At 62.8% G+C, this 17,771-nt stretch carries 14 protein-coding genes; 4 read left to right on the forward strand and 10 right to left on the reverse strand.

Features of this window, described 5'->3' with window-relative positions; all coding sequences use genetic code 11:
• Nucleotides 1–47 precede the first annotated feature (47 nt).
• The 6 genes from smc to M5J06_RS05240 are packed head-to-tail and all read right to left on the reverse strand — an operon-like array spanning nucleotide 48 to nucleotide 7,601.
• Entirely contained in the window at nucleotides 48–3,551 is a 3,504-nt protein-coding gene (gene smc, locus M5J06_RS05215) for a chromosome segregation protein SMC (RefSeq protein WP_070519986.1), read from the reverse strand.
• Nucleotides 3,552–3,561: 10 nt separating this feature from the next.
• A complete protein-coding gene (locus M5J06_RS05220) occupies nucleotides 3,562–3,870 on the reverse strand; it encodes an acylphosphatase (protein ID WP_070533232.1) in 309 nt (102 codons plus the stop codon).
• Nucleotides 3,871–5,397, reverse strand: a complete 1,527-nt coding sequence (locus M5J06_RS05225) for an alanine/glycine:cation symporter family protein (RefSeq protein WP_070533234.1) — start codon at nucleotides 5,395–5,397, stop codon at nucleotides 3,871–3,873.
• A 49-nt stretch (nucleotides 5,398–5,446) separates the two neighbouring features.
• On the reverse strand, nucleotides 5,447–6,280 hold the full coding sequence (gene mutM / locus M5J06_RS05230) for a bifunctional DNA-formamidopyrimidine glycosylase/DNA-(apurinic or apyrimidinic site) lyase (protein ID WP_070533235.1): 834 nt from the start codon (nucleotides 6,278–6,280) through the stop codon (nucleotides 5,447–5,449).
• Nucleotides 6,281–6,294: 14 nt separating this feature from the next.
• Nucleotides 6,295–7,065, reverse strand: a complete 771-nt coding sequence (gene rnc / locus M5J06_RS05235) for a ribonuclease III (protein WP_070519978.1) — start codon at nucleotides 7,063–7,065, stop codon at nucleotides 6,295–6,297.
• Nucleotides 7,062–7,601 (reverse strand): YceD family protein, encoded by a 540-nt coding sequence (locus M5J06_RS05240; RefSeq protein WP_070519975.1) that lies wholly within the window; start codon nucleotides 7,599–7,601, stop codon nucleotides 7,062–7,064. Before M5J06_RS05240 ends, rnc begins: the two co-directional genes overlap by 4 nt.
• A 133-nt stretch (nucleotides 7,602–7,734) precedes the next feature.
• On the opposite strand from M5J06_RS05240, the gene M5J06_RS05245 reads away from it, so the two are divergent.
• The gene (locus tag M5J06_RS05245) at nucleotides 7,735–8,373 is read left to right on the forward strand and encodes a hypothetical protein (RefSeq protein WP_232755531.1); all 639 of its coding nucleotides are present in this window, start codon (nucleotides 7,735–7,737) and stop codon (nucleotides 8,371–8,373) included.
• A gap of 29 nt (nucleotides 8,374–8,402) precedes the next feature.
• Here M5J06_RS05245 and M5J06_RS05250 read toward each other — a convergent pair whose 3' ends face one another.
• Both M5J06_RS05250 and gdhA read right to left on the reverse strand, forming a co-directional pair.
• The gene (locus M5J06_RS05250; protein ID WP_070519973.1) at nucleotides 8,403–9,149 is read right to left on the reverse strand and encodes a DivIVA domain-containing protein; all 747 of its coding nucleotides are present in this window, start codon (nucleotides 9,147–9,149) and stop codon (nucleotides 8,403–8,405) included.
• Between the two features lie 115 nt (nucleotides 9,150–9,264).
• Entirely contained in the window at nucleotides 9,265–10,611 is a 1,347-nt protein-coding gene (gene gdhA / locus M5J06_RS05255; RefSeq protein ID WP_250224143.1) for an NADP-specific glutamate dehydrogenase, read from the reverse strand.
• Between the two features lie 172 nt (nucleotides 10,612–10,783).
• On the opposite strand from gdhA, the gene M5J06_RS05260 reads away from it, so the two are divergent.
• Entirely contained in the window at nucleotides 10,784–11,902 is a 1,119-nt protein-coding gene (locus tag M5J06_RS05260; protein WP_070683285.1) for a glycerate kinase, read from the forward strand.
• Between the two features lie 31 nt (nucleotides 11,903–11,933).
• Here M5J06_RS05260 and M5J06_RS05265 read toward each other — a convergent pair whose 3' ends face one another.
• Nucleotides 11,934–12,332, reverse strand: coding sequence for a hypothetical protein (locus M5J06_RS05265; RefSeq protein WP_070565517.1), 399 nt, complete (start codon nucleotides 12,330–12,332; stop codon nucleotides 11,934–11,936).
• A 36-nt stretch (nucleotides 12,333–12,368) separates the two neighbouring features.
• On the opposite strand from M5J06_RS05265, the gene M5J06_RS05270 reads away from it, so the two are divergent.
• Complete coding sequence (locus M5J06_RS05270) at nucleotides 12,369–13,577, forward strand: amidohydrolase (RefSeq protein WP_250224144.1); 1,209 nt, start codon at nucleotides 12,369–12,371, stop codon at nucleotides 13,575–13,577.
• Between the two features lie 141 nt (nucleotides 13,578–13,718).
• Nucleotides 13,719–16,109: a glycogen/starch/alpha-glucan phosphorylase gene (locus M5J06_RS05275; protein WP_070565513.1), complete on the forward strand. Its 2,391-nt coding sequence runs from the start codon at nucleotides 13,719–13,721 to the stop codon at nucleotides 16,107–16,109.
• 159 nt (nucleotides 16,110–16,268) lie between these two features.
• On the opposite strand, the gene pyk is transcribed toward M5J06_RS05275, so the two are convergent.
• Nucleotides 16,269–17,690 carry a pyruvate kinase gene (gene pyk, locus M5J06_RS05280; protein WP_070520168.1) on the reverse strand — a complete coding sequence of 474 codons (1,422 nt, stop codon included), beginning with the start codon at nucleotides 17,688–17,690 and terminating at the stop codon, nucleotides 16,269–16,271.
• Between the last annotated feature and the right edge of the window lie 81 nt (nucleotides 17,691–17,771).

The following is a 17,771-nucleotide window of genomic DNA, read 5'->3' on the forward strand; positions in this document are numbered from 1 at the left end:
GCCCGGCACGATGAGGAGGGCGAAAGCCTCGGTCTGGCACCGCGCCGTTAGCGCGGAGCATCCACGCCAAGGCGCGTGGCGTCCTCCGCCGCCTGAGCCGTGCCCGGCGCCTCACCCGCACGGGTCATGCGCTGTGAAATCACGCGTGTGACACCATCACCACGCATCGTCACGCCGTAAAGGACGTTGGCCACGTCCATCGTTGGCTTCTGGTGAGTGATGACGATGAGCTGAGAATCCTTGCGCAGCTCCTCGAAGAGGGCGATGAGGCGGCGCAGGTTGACGTCGTCCAGCGCGGCCTCCACCTCATCCATGACGTAGAACGGTGAGGGGCGCGCGCGGAAAATAGCCACGAGCATCGCCAGCGCGGTCAGTGACTTCTCGCCGCCCGACAGCAGCGTCAGGCGCTTGACCTTCTTGCCCGGCGGGCGGGCCTCCACCTCGATGCCGGTGGCCAGCATGTCATCCGGCTCAGTAAGGATGAGTCGGCCCTCGCCGCCGGGGAAGAGTGTTTGGAAAACCTTGGGGAACTCCGCCTCCACGTCGTGCCAGGCATCCGTGAACAGCTGCAAGATCTGCGCGTCAACGTCCTCAATGACTCCGGCCAAATCCTTACGCGCATGAATCACGTCATCGAGCTGCGTGGACAGGAAGCTATAGCGCTCCTCCAGAGCCTTGTACTCCTCCAAGGCCAGCGGGTTCACCTTGCCCAAGGAGTTGAGGTCCTTCTCGGCCTGCTTCAACCGCTTGGTCTCGGCGGAGCGATCGAAGTCCTCGCCCGGCGTGTAGTCCTTGAGCAAATCCGGGATAGATATGCCCAGCTGCTCCACGATCTTGCCCTCAGCCTCATCCACGCGCACCTGCGCCTGGCTGCGGGCAATCTCCGAGTTGTGCGCGGAATCGGTCAGGCGATCAAGCTGCTGACGGGTCGCGGAGACCGCCTGCTTCGCCGACTGCGCACGCCCCTGCAGCACGCCGCGCTGGGTCACTAGCTCATCGCGTTCCTCAGCTGCGCGCTCAAGTGCCTGCGTAGTGCGGGCGGCTAGGTCCTGGGCATGCTTGTCGACGGCCCCCGCCAACCGCGCCTGCGCCTGCCGGCGGGCCATCGCCTGATCGTGGCGTGCCTTAGCTTGGCGCTCATGCTGAGCTTGGCGCCGCAGGGCCTCTCCCTTGCCGGCTGCCTGGCCTACCTTTTCCTCCGCGCTGCGGGCCGCCAGTTGAGCCTCTACCTCCATGGCCTTGACCTGTTCAAGGGCGGCCGAGGCTGCATCGCGTTCCACCGAGGAAGGTTCATCCGCTTGCTCATCGGCGTCCACGCGCGACAAGCGGTCACGAGCCTCCGCGAGTTCTTCGCGCAGGCGAGCCAACTGCACCTCGATGTCCGTGGCGCGAGCGGCAGCCTTTTCGTGCTCCGCCTTGTTCGCCTCATACTGCTTGAGTAAGCGCTGGTGGTCGCGCTTCCACGCCTCGAGCTCGTGATCGTGCTCGCGCAGCGCGGCCTTAGCGCTCGCCGCGCCTACCCGGGCATCATCGGCGGCTAGCTTCGCGCCTTCCAGCGTGCCTGATAGCTCCTCCAGCTCGTGGGTGGCGGTTTCCAACTGTTGCTCGGCTTCTGTAATCTGGCCGCTCACCTCGACCGTGGAGACGGCACCAGTTCCGGCTTCGACCCAGCCTTCACCAACCAGCAAGCCCTCGGCGGTGACGGCCCGCAGGCGCGGATCTTCAGCAATGAGCTCGCGGGCCGCGGCATAGTCATCCACCAGAACGACGTCGGAGAGCAACCGTGTCACCGCCGCCGATACTTCCGGGACCAAGACCATCTGGTCGAGCAACCAGCTAGCACCGGAGGGCAAGTCCGCATCAAGGCGCCAGGCTGAACCGGTAGGTTCCGTGGAGACGTCGATCAACGGAGTGCGGCTCGCCTCAGCGAGATCACCCACGATGTCCCCACTCACCGCGCCGGCCTGCGCCTCCGCGAAGGAACCGAGTGCCGCCGCGACGGCCGTTTCATAACGCGTAGAGATGAACTCCGCGAGAGGCTTAAAACCCTCCCCCAGCTCGAGCGCTTCCGGAGCGGTCTGGCCCAGCGTATCGATCCTGGCTCGCAGGCTGTACACGGTGCGCTCGCGCTCCCGCTGGGCATCGCGCAGCTGCTCCAAGCGTTTATCGGCCGCGGCGGACTCGCTGGCCGCGCGCACGTGCGCTTCTTCCAGCGGCTCACGCTCGGCAGCCAGGTGCTCTAGTTTGTCCGCTACCTCATCGGCCTCCGCCTGCGCTCCCCTGGTGCGCGCTTTCGTGTTCGCCAGGGTTTCTTCCTGGCGCGCCAACTCAGATTCCGCGGAGCTTACCTGACCCGCCAGGTTTTCCTCGGCCGCGATGAGGCGGACCACGCCTTCGCGGCGATCCGCAATGGCGCGCAGCTGCGCCATGTGCTCCTTGTCCGCGGCCTCGAAGGCTTCCCGGCGCTCAGCCACTTCCTCCCGGATCGATTCCAAGCGCTCCGCCGCTTCTTCGGCAGCGGCCAGCAGCTCGTCGTGCTCCTCGTCGGCACGCCGGGCGCGCGCCTCCAGCTCCTCCGGATCCTGGCCGGCATAGGCCACCTGGGATCCGACGTTGCTGGCGCGCTCGGCCGCAATACGCTGCGTGGCAGAGATGCGTTCGCTCAGCGTCGATAGCTCGAACCACAACTTCTGCGCGGCCTCCGCGCGCGGAGTGACATCCCCCAACTCGGCCTCTACCTCGAGCTGAATTTCCGTGGCCTCTTCCAGCTGCGCCGTGACTACCTCGACCTGCTCGGCGAGCACCACAGCGCGTTTCTCGGCATCCTCGAACGTGGCACGCAACCTGACCACACGGTCACCGGCGAGGCGCAGGCGAGCATCGCGCAAATCCGCTTGCACAGTGGCTGCGCGTTGGGCGGCCTCCGCCTGGCGGGCCAGCGGCTTGAGCTGTTTTCCCAGCTCATCGGTCAGGTCTTGCAGGCGGTCCAGGTTGGCCTGCATGCCCGTGAGCTTGCGCTGCGCCTTTTCCTTGCGGCGGCGGTGCTTGAGCACGCCCGCAGCTTCCTCAATATAAGCGCGACGATCTTCTGGTCGGGACTCCAGGATCTCCGCCAGTTTTCCTTGGCCCACGATGATGTGCATCTCGCGGCCAATGCCGGAATCCGACAGCAGCTCTTGGATATCCATGAGGCGGGCCTTTGACCCATTGATCTCATACTCGCTCGCGCCATCCCGGTACATGCGGCGGGTGACGGAGACCTCCGAGTACTCGATGGGCAATGCGCCATCGGAGTTATCGATGGTCAGTGTGACCTCAGCGCGGCCAAGGGCCTTGCGCTCACCGGCGCCGGCAAAGATGACGTCCTGCATCTTGCCGCCGCGCAGCGTCTTGGCGCTGCCTTCACCCATGACCCACGCCAGTGCGTCGACGACGTTAGATTTACCCGAGCCATTCGGGCCCACCACGGCACAGATACCGGGCTCGAATTTCAGGTTCGTCGCGGACGCAAAAGACTTGAATCCCTTGAGCGTGAGCGATTTGAGGTGCATTCGACTTAGTTTAGCGCTCGATAAAGCCCGACTCACCGCGCGGTGCGGCCCACTGCTCCACCACGGCGTTCACAACGCCCGGGCGGCGCGTGGTTGATGGTTCTTCGCGCAGCAAGGACAGCAGCTTCTCGCAGTCAGCTCGCGGGCCTTCAGCAACCACCTGGACGCGTCCGTCCTGAAGGTTCGTCGCGTGCCCAGCCAGCCCTAGTTCGAGGGCCCGGGAACGCGTCCACCAGCGAAAGCCCACGCCTTGGACGTGGCCAAGTACGAAAGCTGTGAGGCGTTCATGACCCGCAGAGGCTGCTGCCGTGTCTGCCATCTAGTACTCCCTCAAGTTTGTGCGGTCGCTCAAGTCGAATTCGTGATCGAGACGGCGGCGGTCCTCCGCGCTGCGGCGCGTCACAGGATCGGTACCATCCCAGCACTCGACGTTCTGCAGTTCCGGCAGCATATCACGGTGGAAGACAGGATCCAGGCCCTTGCGGCGCTGCTCGTTGTAGTTCTTCAGCAGCTTGATGGCCACGCCGCACAGCGGCACGATGGCGCACACGTTGAGCAGCACCATGATGGCGGCACCCGTATCCGCCAGGTCGAACACGGTACCCAGCGGGGCCACCGCGCCGTAGAAGACGAAGGCCAACACGATGAGGCGGAAGGCCCACAGTACCCACTTCTTCCCGGAGAGGTACTCCACGTTGGACTCTGCAAGGTAGTAGTTACCCAGAATCGAGGAGAATGCCAAGAAGAACAGGATGAACGTGACGAAGTGGATGCCCCACTCGCCGACCACATTGGACAGCGCGTTCTGGGTGAGGGTCACGCCCTCAATCGCGTCGGAGCCAAAGGTCTCGAACTCGGTGCCCAGCAGAATGATGAAGGCAGTAATCGTACACACCACCAGGGTGTCGAAGTACACGCCGAGGGTCTGCACAAGGCCCTGCTTCACGGGGTGGGAGACCGTCGCCGTTGCTGCCGCGTTCGGCGCCGAACCTTCGCCGGCCTCGTTGGAGAACAGGCCGCGCTGGATGCCCTTCAGCATGGCCATGCCCAGTGTCGCGCCAGCAGCCTCACGGAAGCCGAAGGCAGAGCCGACGATGGAGACAAACATGTCCGGCACCTTGTCAAAGTTAAGGACCACCACGATGAAGCCCATGATGAGGTAGGCACCGGCCATAAACGGCACGATGAACTGAGTCATCGAGGCGATGCGCTGAACACCACCGATAATGATGAGGCCAGCTACGGCAACGACGGCAATACCCACGCCCGCCTTGAAGGCACCGGAATCCTGTCCGAAGGAGGCCGCCAAGGAATCAGAGATAGCGTTGGTCTGGAAAGCGTTGTAGAACCAACCAAAAGTAATGGCGATGGCGACGGAGAAAATGGTTGCCAAGGGCTTCCAGCCCAGACCGCGGGACATGTAGTAGGCCGGGCCGCCGCGGTAGGTATCCCCCTCGCGGACCTTCCACAACTGGGCCAGCGTGGACTCCACGAACGCAGTTGCGCCACCCAGGATGGCGATGAGCCACATCCAGAACACAGCGCCGGGCCCGCCCACAGAAATTGCTACGGCCACACCCGCGACGTTGCCGGTGCCCACACGCGACGCCGCCGAGATGGTGAACGCCTTGAAGGCAGAAATACCGCCGTAATCGGCGTCCTCATCGACGCCGACCCCCTTGGGCTTTTCGACGACCGCTTTGAACATATCCGGCACCATGCGGACCTGCACCAAAGCGGTGCGGATACCGAAGTAAAGGCCAGCAGCGATAAGCAGCCATGGCAGGACATAGGACCACAGGCTGTCGTTAATGACACCGATCACGGTGCTGAAGATTTCTTGCATACGTTACACACTAGTGACAACCCCCGCCATCGGCCTAGTTGGAGCCTAACTACTTCCCCACCCCACGGCGCTGACAGGACGGGCAATAGTGGGTACCGCGCCCGCCCAACACGGTTTTCACGATGTCCTCGCCGCAGCGATCACAGGGCTGCCCGCCACGCCCATAGGCATGCAAGGAACGGTCAAAATACCCGGATTCGCCGTTGACGTTGACGTACAGCGCGTCAAAGCTGGTCCCGCCAACCTCAAGGGCGGAGCGCATAACGTCGGTGGCCGCGGAAATCACCGCGACGGCATCGCGCTGCCGCAGGGCGCTGGCCTTCTTCAACGGAGAAATCTGAGCCGCCCACAGCGCCTCATCCGCATAGATATTGCCCACTCCGCTGAGCACAGTTTGATCCAGCAGGGCAACTTTCACCGCCGTACGTTTTGCGCGCAGGCGCCTCCCCGCCGCGGTGAGGTCAAAGTCTGCTTCGAGGGGATCGGGCGCGATATGCGCCATGGTGAGCCACGGGCCGAGATGCCAATAGCCAAAAGTGCGCTGGTCGACGAAGCTGATGCGGGTGGCGTCATCAAGCACGGCGGCGATGCGCACGTGGGGTGAATCCACCTCACCGATCCGCACCTGCCCCGACATTCCGAGGTGGATAAAGAGCACATCGCGGGCAGGATCAGTGCGGTCCTCATCGGCAAACTCCAGCCACATGAACTTGCCGCGGCGCGCCACCGCGGCGATCCTCCTGCCCACGAGCAGCGCGGACAGCGGTGCCTCCTGCTTGCGATTGGCGCGCGGGTGAAGGACATCGACCGCCGCGAAGGATCGCCCCACGACGTAGGGCTCGAGCCCGCGGCGGACGGACTCAACTTCAGGCAGCTCTGGCATCGAGTCCTCGTGGGTTAGTTCTCTTTGCCGGCGGTGCCCTGCACCAGCAACGGGGTCTCACGCAGCGCCTGGCAGGCTTCTTCCGCCGCCTGCTGCTCCGCAAGCTTCTTGTTGTGTCCCGTTCCCCTACCCACGGTCAAACCGGCCACCGTGGCAACGGCATTAAAGGTCTGATCGTGCTCGGGGCCGGTCGAGGTGGCCGAATACACGGGCATCGCTGCCTTCAGCTCGGCGCACAGCTCCTGCAAGGTCGTCTTCCAGTCCATGTGGCGGCCGGATACCACGGCGTTCTCAACCTTGGCGGCAAACAGCCGCAGCACCACCCCGCGGGCGACTTCGAAACCATGCTGGCGGTAGATGGCCCCCAAGATGGCCTCGGTGGTATCGGCCAAGATGGAGTCCTTGTCACGGCCGCCGGTAGATTGTTCACCCTTGCCCAACAGGACGTGTTGGCCCACCCCGATTTCACGGGCTACGTCAGACAAGCCGTAGCGCGAAACAATGGAAGCGCGCATCTTCGAGATGTCCGATTCGGGGCGCGATGGGAACTTTTCGTAGAGCTTGGCCGCGATGGACAAGCCCAAGACCGCGTCCCCGAGGAACTCCAGACGCTCATTGTTGGGCAGGTGACCGTTCTCGTTGGCAAAGGAACGGTGCGTCAGCGCCAAACACAGCAGCTCATCGTTGAGTTCCACGCCGAGTGCCTTGAGCAGCGGACCGTGGTCTACCTCCGCGAATGCTACGGCAAGTGCCTGCTCGCCGGTGAGTTTCTTCTTCTTGCTCATAGGAATTTCTCCAACCCAGACCACCGCGGATCGACGCGCTCTTCTTCCCCGGAGACCCCCGTGGTCACGCCTTCGGGAACATCTACTTCACAGCCATCCTCACACGTCGGCGCGAAAGGAAGCACCAAACCTGCCTCATCGATCACGGTCTGCAGGAGGTCAAGGACACCGTCCTCAATCTCGGGGATCTCATCGCCGGAACCGCGATCCTCTTCCTCTGTTTCATCTCCGCTGATGAAGGACTCATCCGCGGAGAAAACCTGGGATACGTGGAGATCTAGTGCTGGATGTAGCTCAGCTAAGCAGCGTGCGCATTCGCCGCTGAGGGTGCCGGTGATATCAGCGTCCACCAACACGCCGGAGCCCAACGGCGTCAAGGTGGCGTCCACCTTAACCTCAGCACCTTCCGGGATGCCGATCATTTCCACGCCGATGCGCTCGGGGGCGGGTCCGGTTTGCACGCGGTGCTCAGGCAGCGCTTCAGCTCCTTGGCTGCGGAGCAATTCCGTCACGTCGAACTTCAATGGTGATTTCATAACGCCCACCAGCTTACCCTGTGCTGACCCACGCGCCCTAGACTGGCAAGGGCCTGAATGTTGGGTCATAGCCGCTTAAGCGCTTGCCCACAAGGCTCGATTCTTTCGCCTGTGGCTTTTAGCCTAAAACTCCATGAGCTACACCGCGACCGACACGGCGTCTCTGGGCGCCACGGCACGTGAACTCGCGCTCAGCTTTCCCTTGCAGTGCCTTGTCCCCGCCGTGGTCCTGACCGTCGTAGGAGTGACCTGCCGCCACCTCATCACGCGAGTCCGCCCCAGCATTTTCGGCGATGCCGGCCTCTCCCTGCACCGCGCGGCCCTCGCCAGCGCCCTTGCGGGATTGGCCGTGGGCGCGGTGTCCTTTCTTCCCCTGCATTTTGGGCCTATCGTCATACTCTCATCGGCGCTGTTCTCGCTGTGTGCCGCGCTCATCGCGTGGAGCGCGCGCGAGTCCTTTTCTGCCGCCGGCATGGGGATTGGTGTGATGATGCTGACCGTCGGTGCGGTCGATGTGGTGCTGTTGCTTGTCGACGCCGCCTGGGGCCCCATCCCCGAGCCTCACACCACGGGCACGGACTTCGGCATTATGTGGGTGCTTTATGCACTGCCGGGCCTCGTCGCCGCGGGATTGGCCGCAGCCTTAAGCACCATGCCGGCCAAGGAAGCCGCCCGGATTCGCCGCGCGGAACAGGCGCGCGCTGCGGCGCAGGACTCTACCTCGCTTCACTCGACCTCGCTTCGGCTACGCCGAAGCGTCACCACTAGGTAGTTGCCCGCACCTTAATTCAACAATTCGGCTTAGTAATCACGGGGCGCACGCGGCGCACGGCGCACAGGCTCCCGGGTCTCGCGCACAGCGCTTCGTCCCTCACCATGTGATTCACCGCGGGAACGCACGCCGGCGCCCCGCCGCAGCGCGGAGCGATCGTTGTTGACGGTACGCAAGAGATCGGACAAGGTGGTCTCGAACTCCCCGAGCTTGGCGTCAACGAATTCATCGCACTCGGTGCGCAGGCGGTTGGACTCAGAGTGCGCGGTCTCCACAATGCGGTGCGCCTCATCGTCGGCGCGGCGCACAACCTCGGATTCGGAGACCAAACGGTCCTGCTCGGCTTGGCCTGCTGCGACGGCGCGCTGGTACTCCTCATCCGCCTGGGCGCGGGTGCGCTCGGCGTCGGAGCGTGCGTTCTCTACGAGGTTGGTGGCCTCATCTTCCGCCTGGGCTACCAAGGTGGTGGCGCGGTGTTGAGCGTCGGCAAGCATGGCGTCTGAGTCCTCACGCGCACGGGCAACGGTGTCATCGGCCTCGGCGGTGGCCTCAGAAATAATCTGCTCCGCGCGCTCCTCAGCACCCTGGAGGATCTCGTCCTGCTTGTCTAGGACGTCCTGGGCGTCATCCATTTCAACGGGGAGGGCGTTGCGAAGATCGTCGAGAAGCGCCAGCATTTCGTGGCGCGGAACCATGCAGTTGGAGGTCATGGGAACGGCATAGGCCTGTTCCAGATTGCGAACAAGTTCATCGAGGGACTCAAATACGCGGTACATGGCACCAGCCTATCCAAGCGCACGCACACTGCGACGTATCCCACGCGGGAAGAAATGGCGAAAACCTCCCCGGTAAGCGAGGAGGTTAAGCGCAGATACAGAGATAAGGAAACGGCTAGATTACGCCTTGGGCCAGCATGGCGTCGGCCACCTTCTTGAAGCCGGCAATGTTGGCGCCCGCCACGTAGTCACCTTCCAGGCCGTATTCCTTGGAGGTCTTGTCGATGTTGCGGAAGATATTGGACATGATCTCATGCAGGCGCTGGTCGGTGTACTCGAAGGACCAGGAGTCGCGGGATGCGTTCTGCTGCATCTCCAGCGCGGAGGTTGCCACACCGCCCGCATTCGCGGCCTTGCCCGGTGCAAAGGCGATTCCGCTCTCCCCGAAGTAGTGCGCGGCTTCCGGGGTACACGGCATGTTTGCACCCTCAGCAACGTAGCGGATGTGGTTCTTTACCAGGAGCTTGGCGTCATCGCCGTCGAGCTCGTTTTGGGTCGCACACGGCAGGGCAACGTCGGCGCTGACCCCCCATACGTTGCCGCCCTCGTGGTACTCCACGCCCGCACCAGCCTCGCCGGCGTAGGTAGAGATGCGCTCGCGGCGTACTTCTTTTATGTCTTTGAGCAGCTCCAAGTCCACGCCGTTCGGCGTCGTGATGTAGCCGGAGGAATCGGACATCGCCACGACGGTTCCGCCGAGCTGCTGAACCTTCTCGGCGGCGTAGATAGCAACATTGCCGGAGCCGGAAACAATGACCTTGGCGCCGTCGAAGGACTCGCCGTGGGTCTTCATCATCTCCGAGGTCAGATACACCAGGCCGTAACCGGTGGCCTCAGTGCGCACGAGGGAGCCACCCCAGGTCAGCCCCTTGCCCGTGAGGATCCCGGACTCGTGCTTGTTTTCTAAGCGGCGGTACTGGCCAAACAGGAAACCGATTTCGCGGCCGCCCACGCCGATATCGCCGGCCGGCACATCGCGGTACTCGCCGATGTGGTTGTGCAGCTCCGTCATGAAAGACTGGCAAAAGCGCATGACCTCGGCTTCGGACTTGCCCTTCGGGTCGAAGTCTGACCCACCCTTGCCGCCACCGATGGGAAGACCGGTCAGCGAGTTCTTAAAAATCTGCTCGAAGCCAAGGAACTTGATGATGCCCAGGTTCACGCTCGGGTGGAAGCGCAGGCCGCCCTTGTACGGGCCGAGGGCCGAGTTGAATTGCACGCGGAAGCCGCGGTTGACCTGAATCTGGCCGTTGTCATCCACCCACGGGACACGGAAGATGAGCTGGCGCTCGGGTTCGCACAGCCGCTCGACCAAGCCATAATCAGCGTAGTGAGGGTCCTTGTTGAGGACGATCTTGAGGGAATCCAGGACCTCAGCGAGCGCCTGGTGGAATTCCGGTTCACCAGCATTGCGCTTGAGAAGCTTGCTGTAATAGTCGGAGATTTGCTGGTCGATGGACATGGCAATCCTTTCATTCGGCACCGTGTTTAGCAGCTGGTGCGTCATCCATTGAACAACCGACAGTTTTCTATCAATCGACCTAAATTGCAAGACGAACGTACGGGGAAATTTTTTAAAAGCAGGTCAGAGGGCGAAAATTCTTTCCCGCTTCTGCTTCCATATACTCATGAACATGCGCATACTTGTTGCCCCCGACTCATTTAAAGGCACCGCCACTGCCGCCGAAGCCGCCGCCGCCATTGCTTTGGGCGCGCGCCGCGCCCTCGGCTCTTCCCCGCACGCCGCTACGGCACAGGTGACCACTCTCCCCATGGCCGATGGTGGCGAGGGCACCGCGGAGGTACTCGCCAGCGCCGCCGTACACCGCAACGGCACGGCGGGCCAGACCATTACGCTGCCCACCACCGATGCCATCGGGCGGCTGACTGAGGCCAGCTACCAGCTCGTTGGTGACACGGCCTTCATCGACGTCGCGGCGGCCACCGGCCTGCCCGCTGTCTCCGACGCCCTCGATCCGCTCCACGCGGATTCCTATGGCACGGGAGTGCTGCTTGCCGACGCCGAATCGCGCGGCGCCAAGCACATCGTCTTGGGGCTTGGCGGCAGCGCCAGCATCGACGGCGGGCTCGGCATCCTCGCCGCGCTCGGCGCCGCCGCCCACGATTCCCGCGGCTACGCCCTGCCCAAAGGCGGCGCCCCGCTGGTCAACCTCGATCACATCGACACCGCACAGCTCAACATGAAGGCGGCGATGATGGACTACACCTTGGTTACGGACACCCGCGCCGTGCCCATCCAGGCCGCGACGATGTACGGCCCTCAAAAGGGCGCCGAGGGCGAACAGGTGGCGCTGCTCGCCGGCGCGATGCTGAAGCTATGCGAGGTCACGGATACCGACCCGCAAGCAGAGTTCTTGGGTGCCGCCGGCGGCATCCCCATCGCCTTAAGCTGGCTCTCACGCACACTGTGGGGCACGGCGGAGCACTGCCGCATCGTTCCCGGCGGGCGCTATGTGGCCGAGGCGCTCGACCTACCCGCGCGCATCGCCGAGGCGGATCTCGTCCTCACTGGCGAGGGGCGCTTCGACGAGCAATCGCTCACCGGAAAAGTCGTGGGCACGCTGGCGGAGATGACCGGGCCGCCGACGCTGGGCATCATCGCTGGCTCCGCTACGGCACCGGCGCCGCAAGGCGCACTCCTAGAGGAGCTCGGCGGGGAGGGACGCGGGGACGTCGCCCAGCGCTTGAGCGCCGCAGCCGAACGCCTCGTCCGCAGCTTTCTACAGAGCTAGCTCTCTTCGGGGCTAAACCTTCTCTGCAGGACTAAGGGGTTACTTGCACCGCCCACGGGAAGATGGCCGGGCGCTCGTGGGCGAGCTCATCCTCCAGCAACACGTGATCCTTCGGCAAGACCGAATGCGGAGTTAACAGGCGCGCGAGGACCATGGTCAGCTGGTTAACAGACCCCTTGACGCCATCGACGTCGATGGCGTAGCGGTAAACATTTGCGTCTTCGAGGTCACGCTCTTCGTGCTCCTCCCGGTAGGTTTGGCGCAGCTGCTCTTCCAACCCCTCCGGGAGTGCGGGCTCGTGCACACGAGTAACCTCAGCAGAGGCCAGCGAGTTGCTGTCCACCAGCTTGTGGGTGGCAGTACTAAAGATTTCGGCCACACGCTCGGCTTGGGCATCCGGCACCAGAACATCAAAGTGAATCAATGGCATGTAGGTAACCCTACCCAAACTTGGAGGACAGTAACTATGGCAGATCCCACACTTTCTCGTCTGACCGAGCTCTTAGTGAACGATTCCGTCGATCTCAGCTGGCAACGGGCCTTCTATGAGGATCTGCATGCCCATCCTGAGCTCTCCCATGAAGAGGAACGCACCGCCGGGCGGATTCTGGAACAACTAGAAAACTACGATTGTGAACTCGTCACCGGCATCGGCGGACACGGTATCGTCGCTATCTTCCGCAATGGGGATGGCCCCACCGCGCTGATGCGGGCCGATTTCGATGCCCTCCCTGTAGCCGAGGAAACCGGCGTCCCCTTCGCCTCCACCAACGGCGCGATGCATGCCTGCGGGCACGATGTGCACGCCACCGCGTTGCTCGGCGCGTGCGCGATTCTCGACACCCACCACAACGCCTGGCGCGGCACCTTCCTAGCACTGTTCCAGCCCGCCGAAGAATCGTCCATGGGAGCTAAGTTCATGATCGCCGACGGGCTCACCGAGCGCGTTCCCGCACCGGATGTGTGCTTCGGCCAGCACGTCATGCCGGGCCCCGCTGGGCAAATCCAATCCACCGCCGGCCCCATCCTGGCCGGCTGCGACTCCCTTCGCATTCGCATCACGGGGCGCTCGGCGCACGCCTCCATGCCGCACGAGGCCATCGACCCCTCCTATGTGGCCGCCATGGTGGTCACGCGTCTGCAGGCCATCGTCGGCCGCGAAGTTCCTCCCCATGACTTCTTCGTCATCTCGGTGGGCGAGCTACATTCGGGTGATAAGAACAACATCATTCCAGGCGGCGCCGAGCTAGTGCTCAACACGCGTTATTACAAACCGGAATTGGCCGAGCGCGTCTACGCCTCCCTCGAGCGCATGGTGCGCGCCGAATGCGAGGCGTCCGGGTGCCCGGTAGCACCGACCTTCGAATACTTCGCTCACGGCGAGGTCACCGATAACGACGCTGCCACCCACCAGGCTGTTCGCGCCTCCTTCGATGAGGTCTTCGGCGAGCTCTCCGTCACCGCCGCGCCCTCCACCGTCTCCGAGGACTTTTGCTATCTCCCGCAGGCCTGGGGCGTGCCTCATTACTTCTGGTTCATCGGCTCCACACCGGAAAACCTCCTCGACAACCCGCCCGTTAACCACCAGGCCACCTTCCTACCGGACTATGAGCCCACGATGCGCTCGGCCACTCGCGCCGGGGCCGCCGCCGTTCTGTCTTTCCTTGGACGCTAAGCCTCTGTGCCCAACGCCACTCGGCATCACGGTCTGCGTGAAACGTTGGTCAGTGTCCTGGTCTGCAGGCGCATACAGAACTGGTTAAGCTTGGGAGTTGGTATTTTTCCGCATTTATATGCCTCAAGTGAAGGGATTCTCATGAGCCAACCCCAGCACTCCGATTTCCAATCCGCAGTTCCTGGACACGTTCGCGCCGCAGCCGGCGTCTCCCCCTCTCGTGCGACCGACCGCAAGTTTTGGTCCGGTCTGTCCTCCTCGGTGATGGAGCAGATTGCAGACAATTGGGAGGCCACCCGCAGCGCCTACGCCGCCACTCGTCAGCAGCACTACTTCTCCGCTGAGTTCCTGCAGGGTCGTGCCCTGCTCAACAACCTCACCAACGTCGGGCTCGTCGATGAGGCCCGCGCCGCTACTAAGGCTGCGGGCCACGAGTTGGCTGATGTCCTCGAAGCCGAGCACGATGCCGCACTCGGCAACGGCGGCTTGGGCCGCCTCGCCGCCTGCTTCCTCGACTCCGCCGTCACCCAGGACTACCCGGTGACCGGCTATGGCCTCTTGTACCGTTACGGCTTGTTCCGCCAGTCCTTCGACAACGGTTTCCAGCGCGAGGAGCCGGATGCATGGATGGAAAACGGCTACGACTTCATCATTCGCCGCGCTTCCGAGCAGCGCTTGGTCCACTTCGACGACATGGACGTGCGCGCCATCCCCTATGACATGCCGATTACCGGCTATGGCACCGATAACGTGGGCACCCTGCGCCTGTGGAAGTCCGAACCCATCGATGAATTCGATTACGATGCTTTCAACTCGCAGCGCTTCACCGAGGCCATCGTCGAGCGCGAGCGTGTCATGGATATCTGCCGCGTGCTCTACCCCAACGACACCACCTACGAGGGCAAGGTACTGCGCGTTCGCCAGCAGTACTTCTTCGTCTCGGCCTCGCTGCAGCAGATGATCGATAACTACATCGAGCACCACGGTGAGGACCTCACCGGCTTCGCTGAGTACAACTGCATCCAGCTCAATGACACCCACCCGGTGCTGGCCATCCCGGAATTGCTCCGCCTGCTTCTCGACGAACACGGGATGGGCTGGGATGACGCATGGAAGGTCGTCACCGAGACCTTCGCCTACACCAACCACACTGTGCTGGCTGAGGCCCTAGAGAGCTGGGAAGTGTCCATTTTCCAGAAGCTGTTCTGGCGCATCTGGGAACTGGTGGAAGAGATCGACCGCCGCTTCCGCGAGGACATGGCCCAACGCGGCTTGGATCAGGGCCGCATCGACTACATGGCCCCGGTATCCGACGGCCACGTGCACATGGCGTGGATCGCCTGCTATGCCGCGTACTCCATCAACGGCGTCGCTGCCCTGCACACCGAAATCATCAAGGCTGACACGCTCTCCGAGTGGCACGAGCTGTGGCCGGAGAAGTTCAACAACAAGACCAACGGTGTGACCCCGCGTCGCTGGCTGCGCATGTGCAACCCGCGCCTGTCCGACCTGCTCACAGAACAAGCTGGCTCCGATGCCTGGGTCACCGATCTGACTGAGCTGGCGAAGCTGGCTCCTTTGGCAGAGGATGAGAAGGTACTGCGCCAACTCATCAATATCAAGCGCGCCAACAAGCAGGATTTCGCCGCCTGGATTGACGCGCACCAGGGCGCAACCGTGGACCCGGATTCCATCTTCGACGTCCAGATTAAGCGCCTGCACGAGTACAAGCGCCAGCTGATGAACGCACTCTACATCCTGGACCTGTACTTCCGCATCAAGGTCGACGGCGAGACCGTCCCGAAGCGCACCTTCATCTTCGGCGCGAAGGCCGCCCCGGGCTATGTCCGCGCCAAGGCCATCATCAAGCTCATCAACGCCATCGGTGACGTGGTCAACAACGACCCAGCCACCAAGGACGTGCTCAACGTGGTCTTCGTTGAGAACTACAACGTCTCCCCCGCCGAGCACATCATCCCGGCCGCTGACGTCTCCGAGCAGATTTCCGTCGCTGGCAAGGAAGCCTCCGGCACCTCCAACATGAAGTTCATGATGAACGGTGCCCTGACCTTGGGCACCATGGACGGCGCCAACGTGGAGATCGTCGAGGCAGTGGGCGAAGAAAACGCCTACATCTTCGGTGCCCGCAACGAGGAGATCCCGCAGCTGCGCGCCGAGTACAACCCGGGTGAGCTCTACAACACGGTTCCGGGCTTGGCACGCGTCCTCGACGCCTTCACCGATGGCACGCTGGGCTCTGAAAATGCGGGCATGTTTGGAGATCTTCGCTCCTCGTTGCTCGATGGATTTGGCGAGCACGCCCAGGACACCTACTACGTTCTTGGGGACTTTGCCGACTACCGCGAGACCCGCGACCGCATGGCAGCCGACTATGACGCTGATGAGCTGGCATGGGCCAAGAAGGCATGGCTTAATATCTGCTACTCCGGCCGCTTCTCCTCCGACCGCACAATCGCCGACTACGCCAACGAGGTGTGGAAGCTGGCCCCGACTCCCATCGCCAACGTCTAGGTAGACGGGGTTAATAGGCGCGCTAGTGCCTATTAACCCTTAGATGGGTAGTCCTTCAAGGCTCCTTCAAGGCAAAAGCGCCGCCCCACTCAATTACCCCCTTCCGCCATTGCGGGAAAGAGGCCGAGTGAGGCGGCGTTGCCTTACTGCGCGAGAGCCCTACTTATCGCGCAGCGTCTGACCCAGCTCGTGGACCTGAATCATGTTGGTGTTACCGGAGATTCCAGGAGGCGTACCGGCGATGACGACGATCATGTCGCCTTCCTTGTACTTATCCATCCCCAGCAGCGCCTCATCGATGGCTTCCATCATGTTATCGGTGGACTCCACCGATTCACTCAGGAAGGTCTCGGCGCCCCAGGTCAAGGCCAGCTGCGAGCGCACGGCCGGGTGCGGGGTAAAGGCAAGCAGCGGCAGCGGCGAGTGCAAACGAGCCACGCGCTTTGCGGTATCACCGGAGGTGGTGAACGCTACGATTGCCTTCGCGTTAAGGCGCTCAGCGATATCGCGTGCGGAGTAGGACACGACACCGCGCTTGGTGCGCGGAACGTGCGTCAGCGGAGGAACGCGGCCACCCTGCTCGGCATTCGCGACGATCTTGGACATGGTGCGCACGACATTCTGCGGGTCGATGCCCACGGACGTCTCGCCGGAGAGCATGACTGCATCGGCACCGTCGAGCACCGCGTTGGCAACGTCGGACGCCTCCGCACGGGTCGGCCGCAGATTGGAAATCATGGAATCGAGCATCTGCGTTGCCACGATTACCGGCTTGGCGTTCTCACGCGCAATCTGGATGGCTCGCTTTTGGAACAGCGGAACCTGCTCCAGCGGCACCTCGACGCCGAGGTCACCGCGGGCAATCATGATGGCATCGAATGCCAGCACGATGGATTCGAGGGCATCGACAGCTTCCGGCTTCTCCAGCTTGGCGATGACCGGAACGCGGCGGCCTTCCTCATCCATAATCTCGTGGACCTTGTCCACGTCGGCCGGGGAACGCACGAAGGACAGAGCAATCAGGTCGACACCAAGCTTCAAGGCGAAGCGGAGATCTGCGATGTCCTTTTCCGACAGGGCCGGGACGGAAATGTCCATGCCCGGCAGGGACACGCCCTTGTTGTTCGAGACCGGACCGCCTTCGGTGACCTCACAGACGACGTCGTTGCCGTCGACTTCCTTGCACACGACGGCGACCTTGCCATCGTCGATAAGCAGGCGGTCACCCGGCTTCGCGTCCTTCGCCAGGTTCTTGTACGTGGTGGACACGCGGTCGTGCGTGCCTTCCACGTCCTCAACAGTGATGCGGACGATCTCGCCGTCCTTCCACATCTCTTCACCGTTGATGAAGCGACCCAGACGGATCTTCGGACCCTGCAAGTCCGCCAACACACCGACGGCGTGGCCGGTCTCATCGGTGGCCTCGCGGACCCAGCGATAGTTCGCTTCATGATCCGCGTGCTCGCCGTGAGACATGTTCAGACGTGCCACGTCCATGCCCGCTTCAACGAGGCCAAGGATTCCTTCCTTGCTTGCTACCGCAGGACCCAACGTACAAACGATTTTGGTTCTTCTATCCAACATGGAATGCCTTACTCACATCGGGAGCTTCTAACGGTTCCCAAACTACCCCGGTTTACTGGTCTCGGCCACTACGAATGA

It is taken from the genome of Corynebacterium intestinale (assembly GCF_023574125.1).
Taxonomy (GTDB): Bacteria; Actinomycetota; Actinomycetes; order Mycobacteriales; family Mycobacteriaceae; genus Corynebacterium; species Corynebacterium hesseae.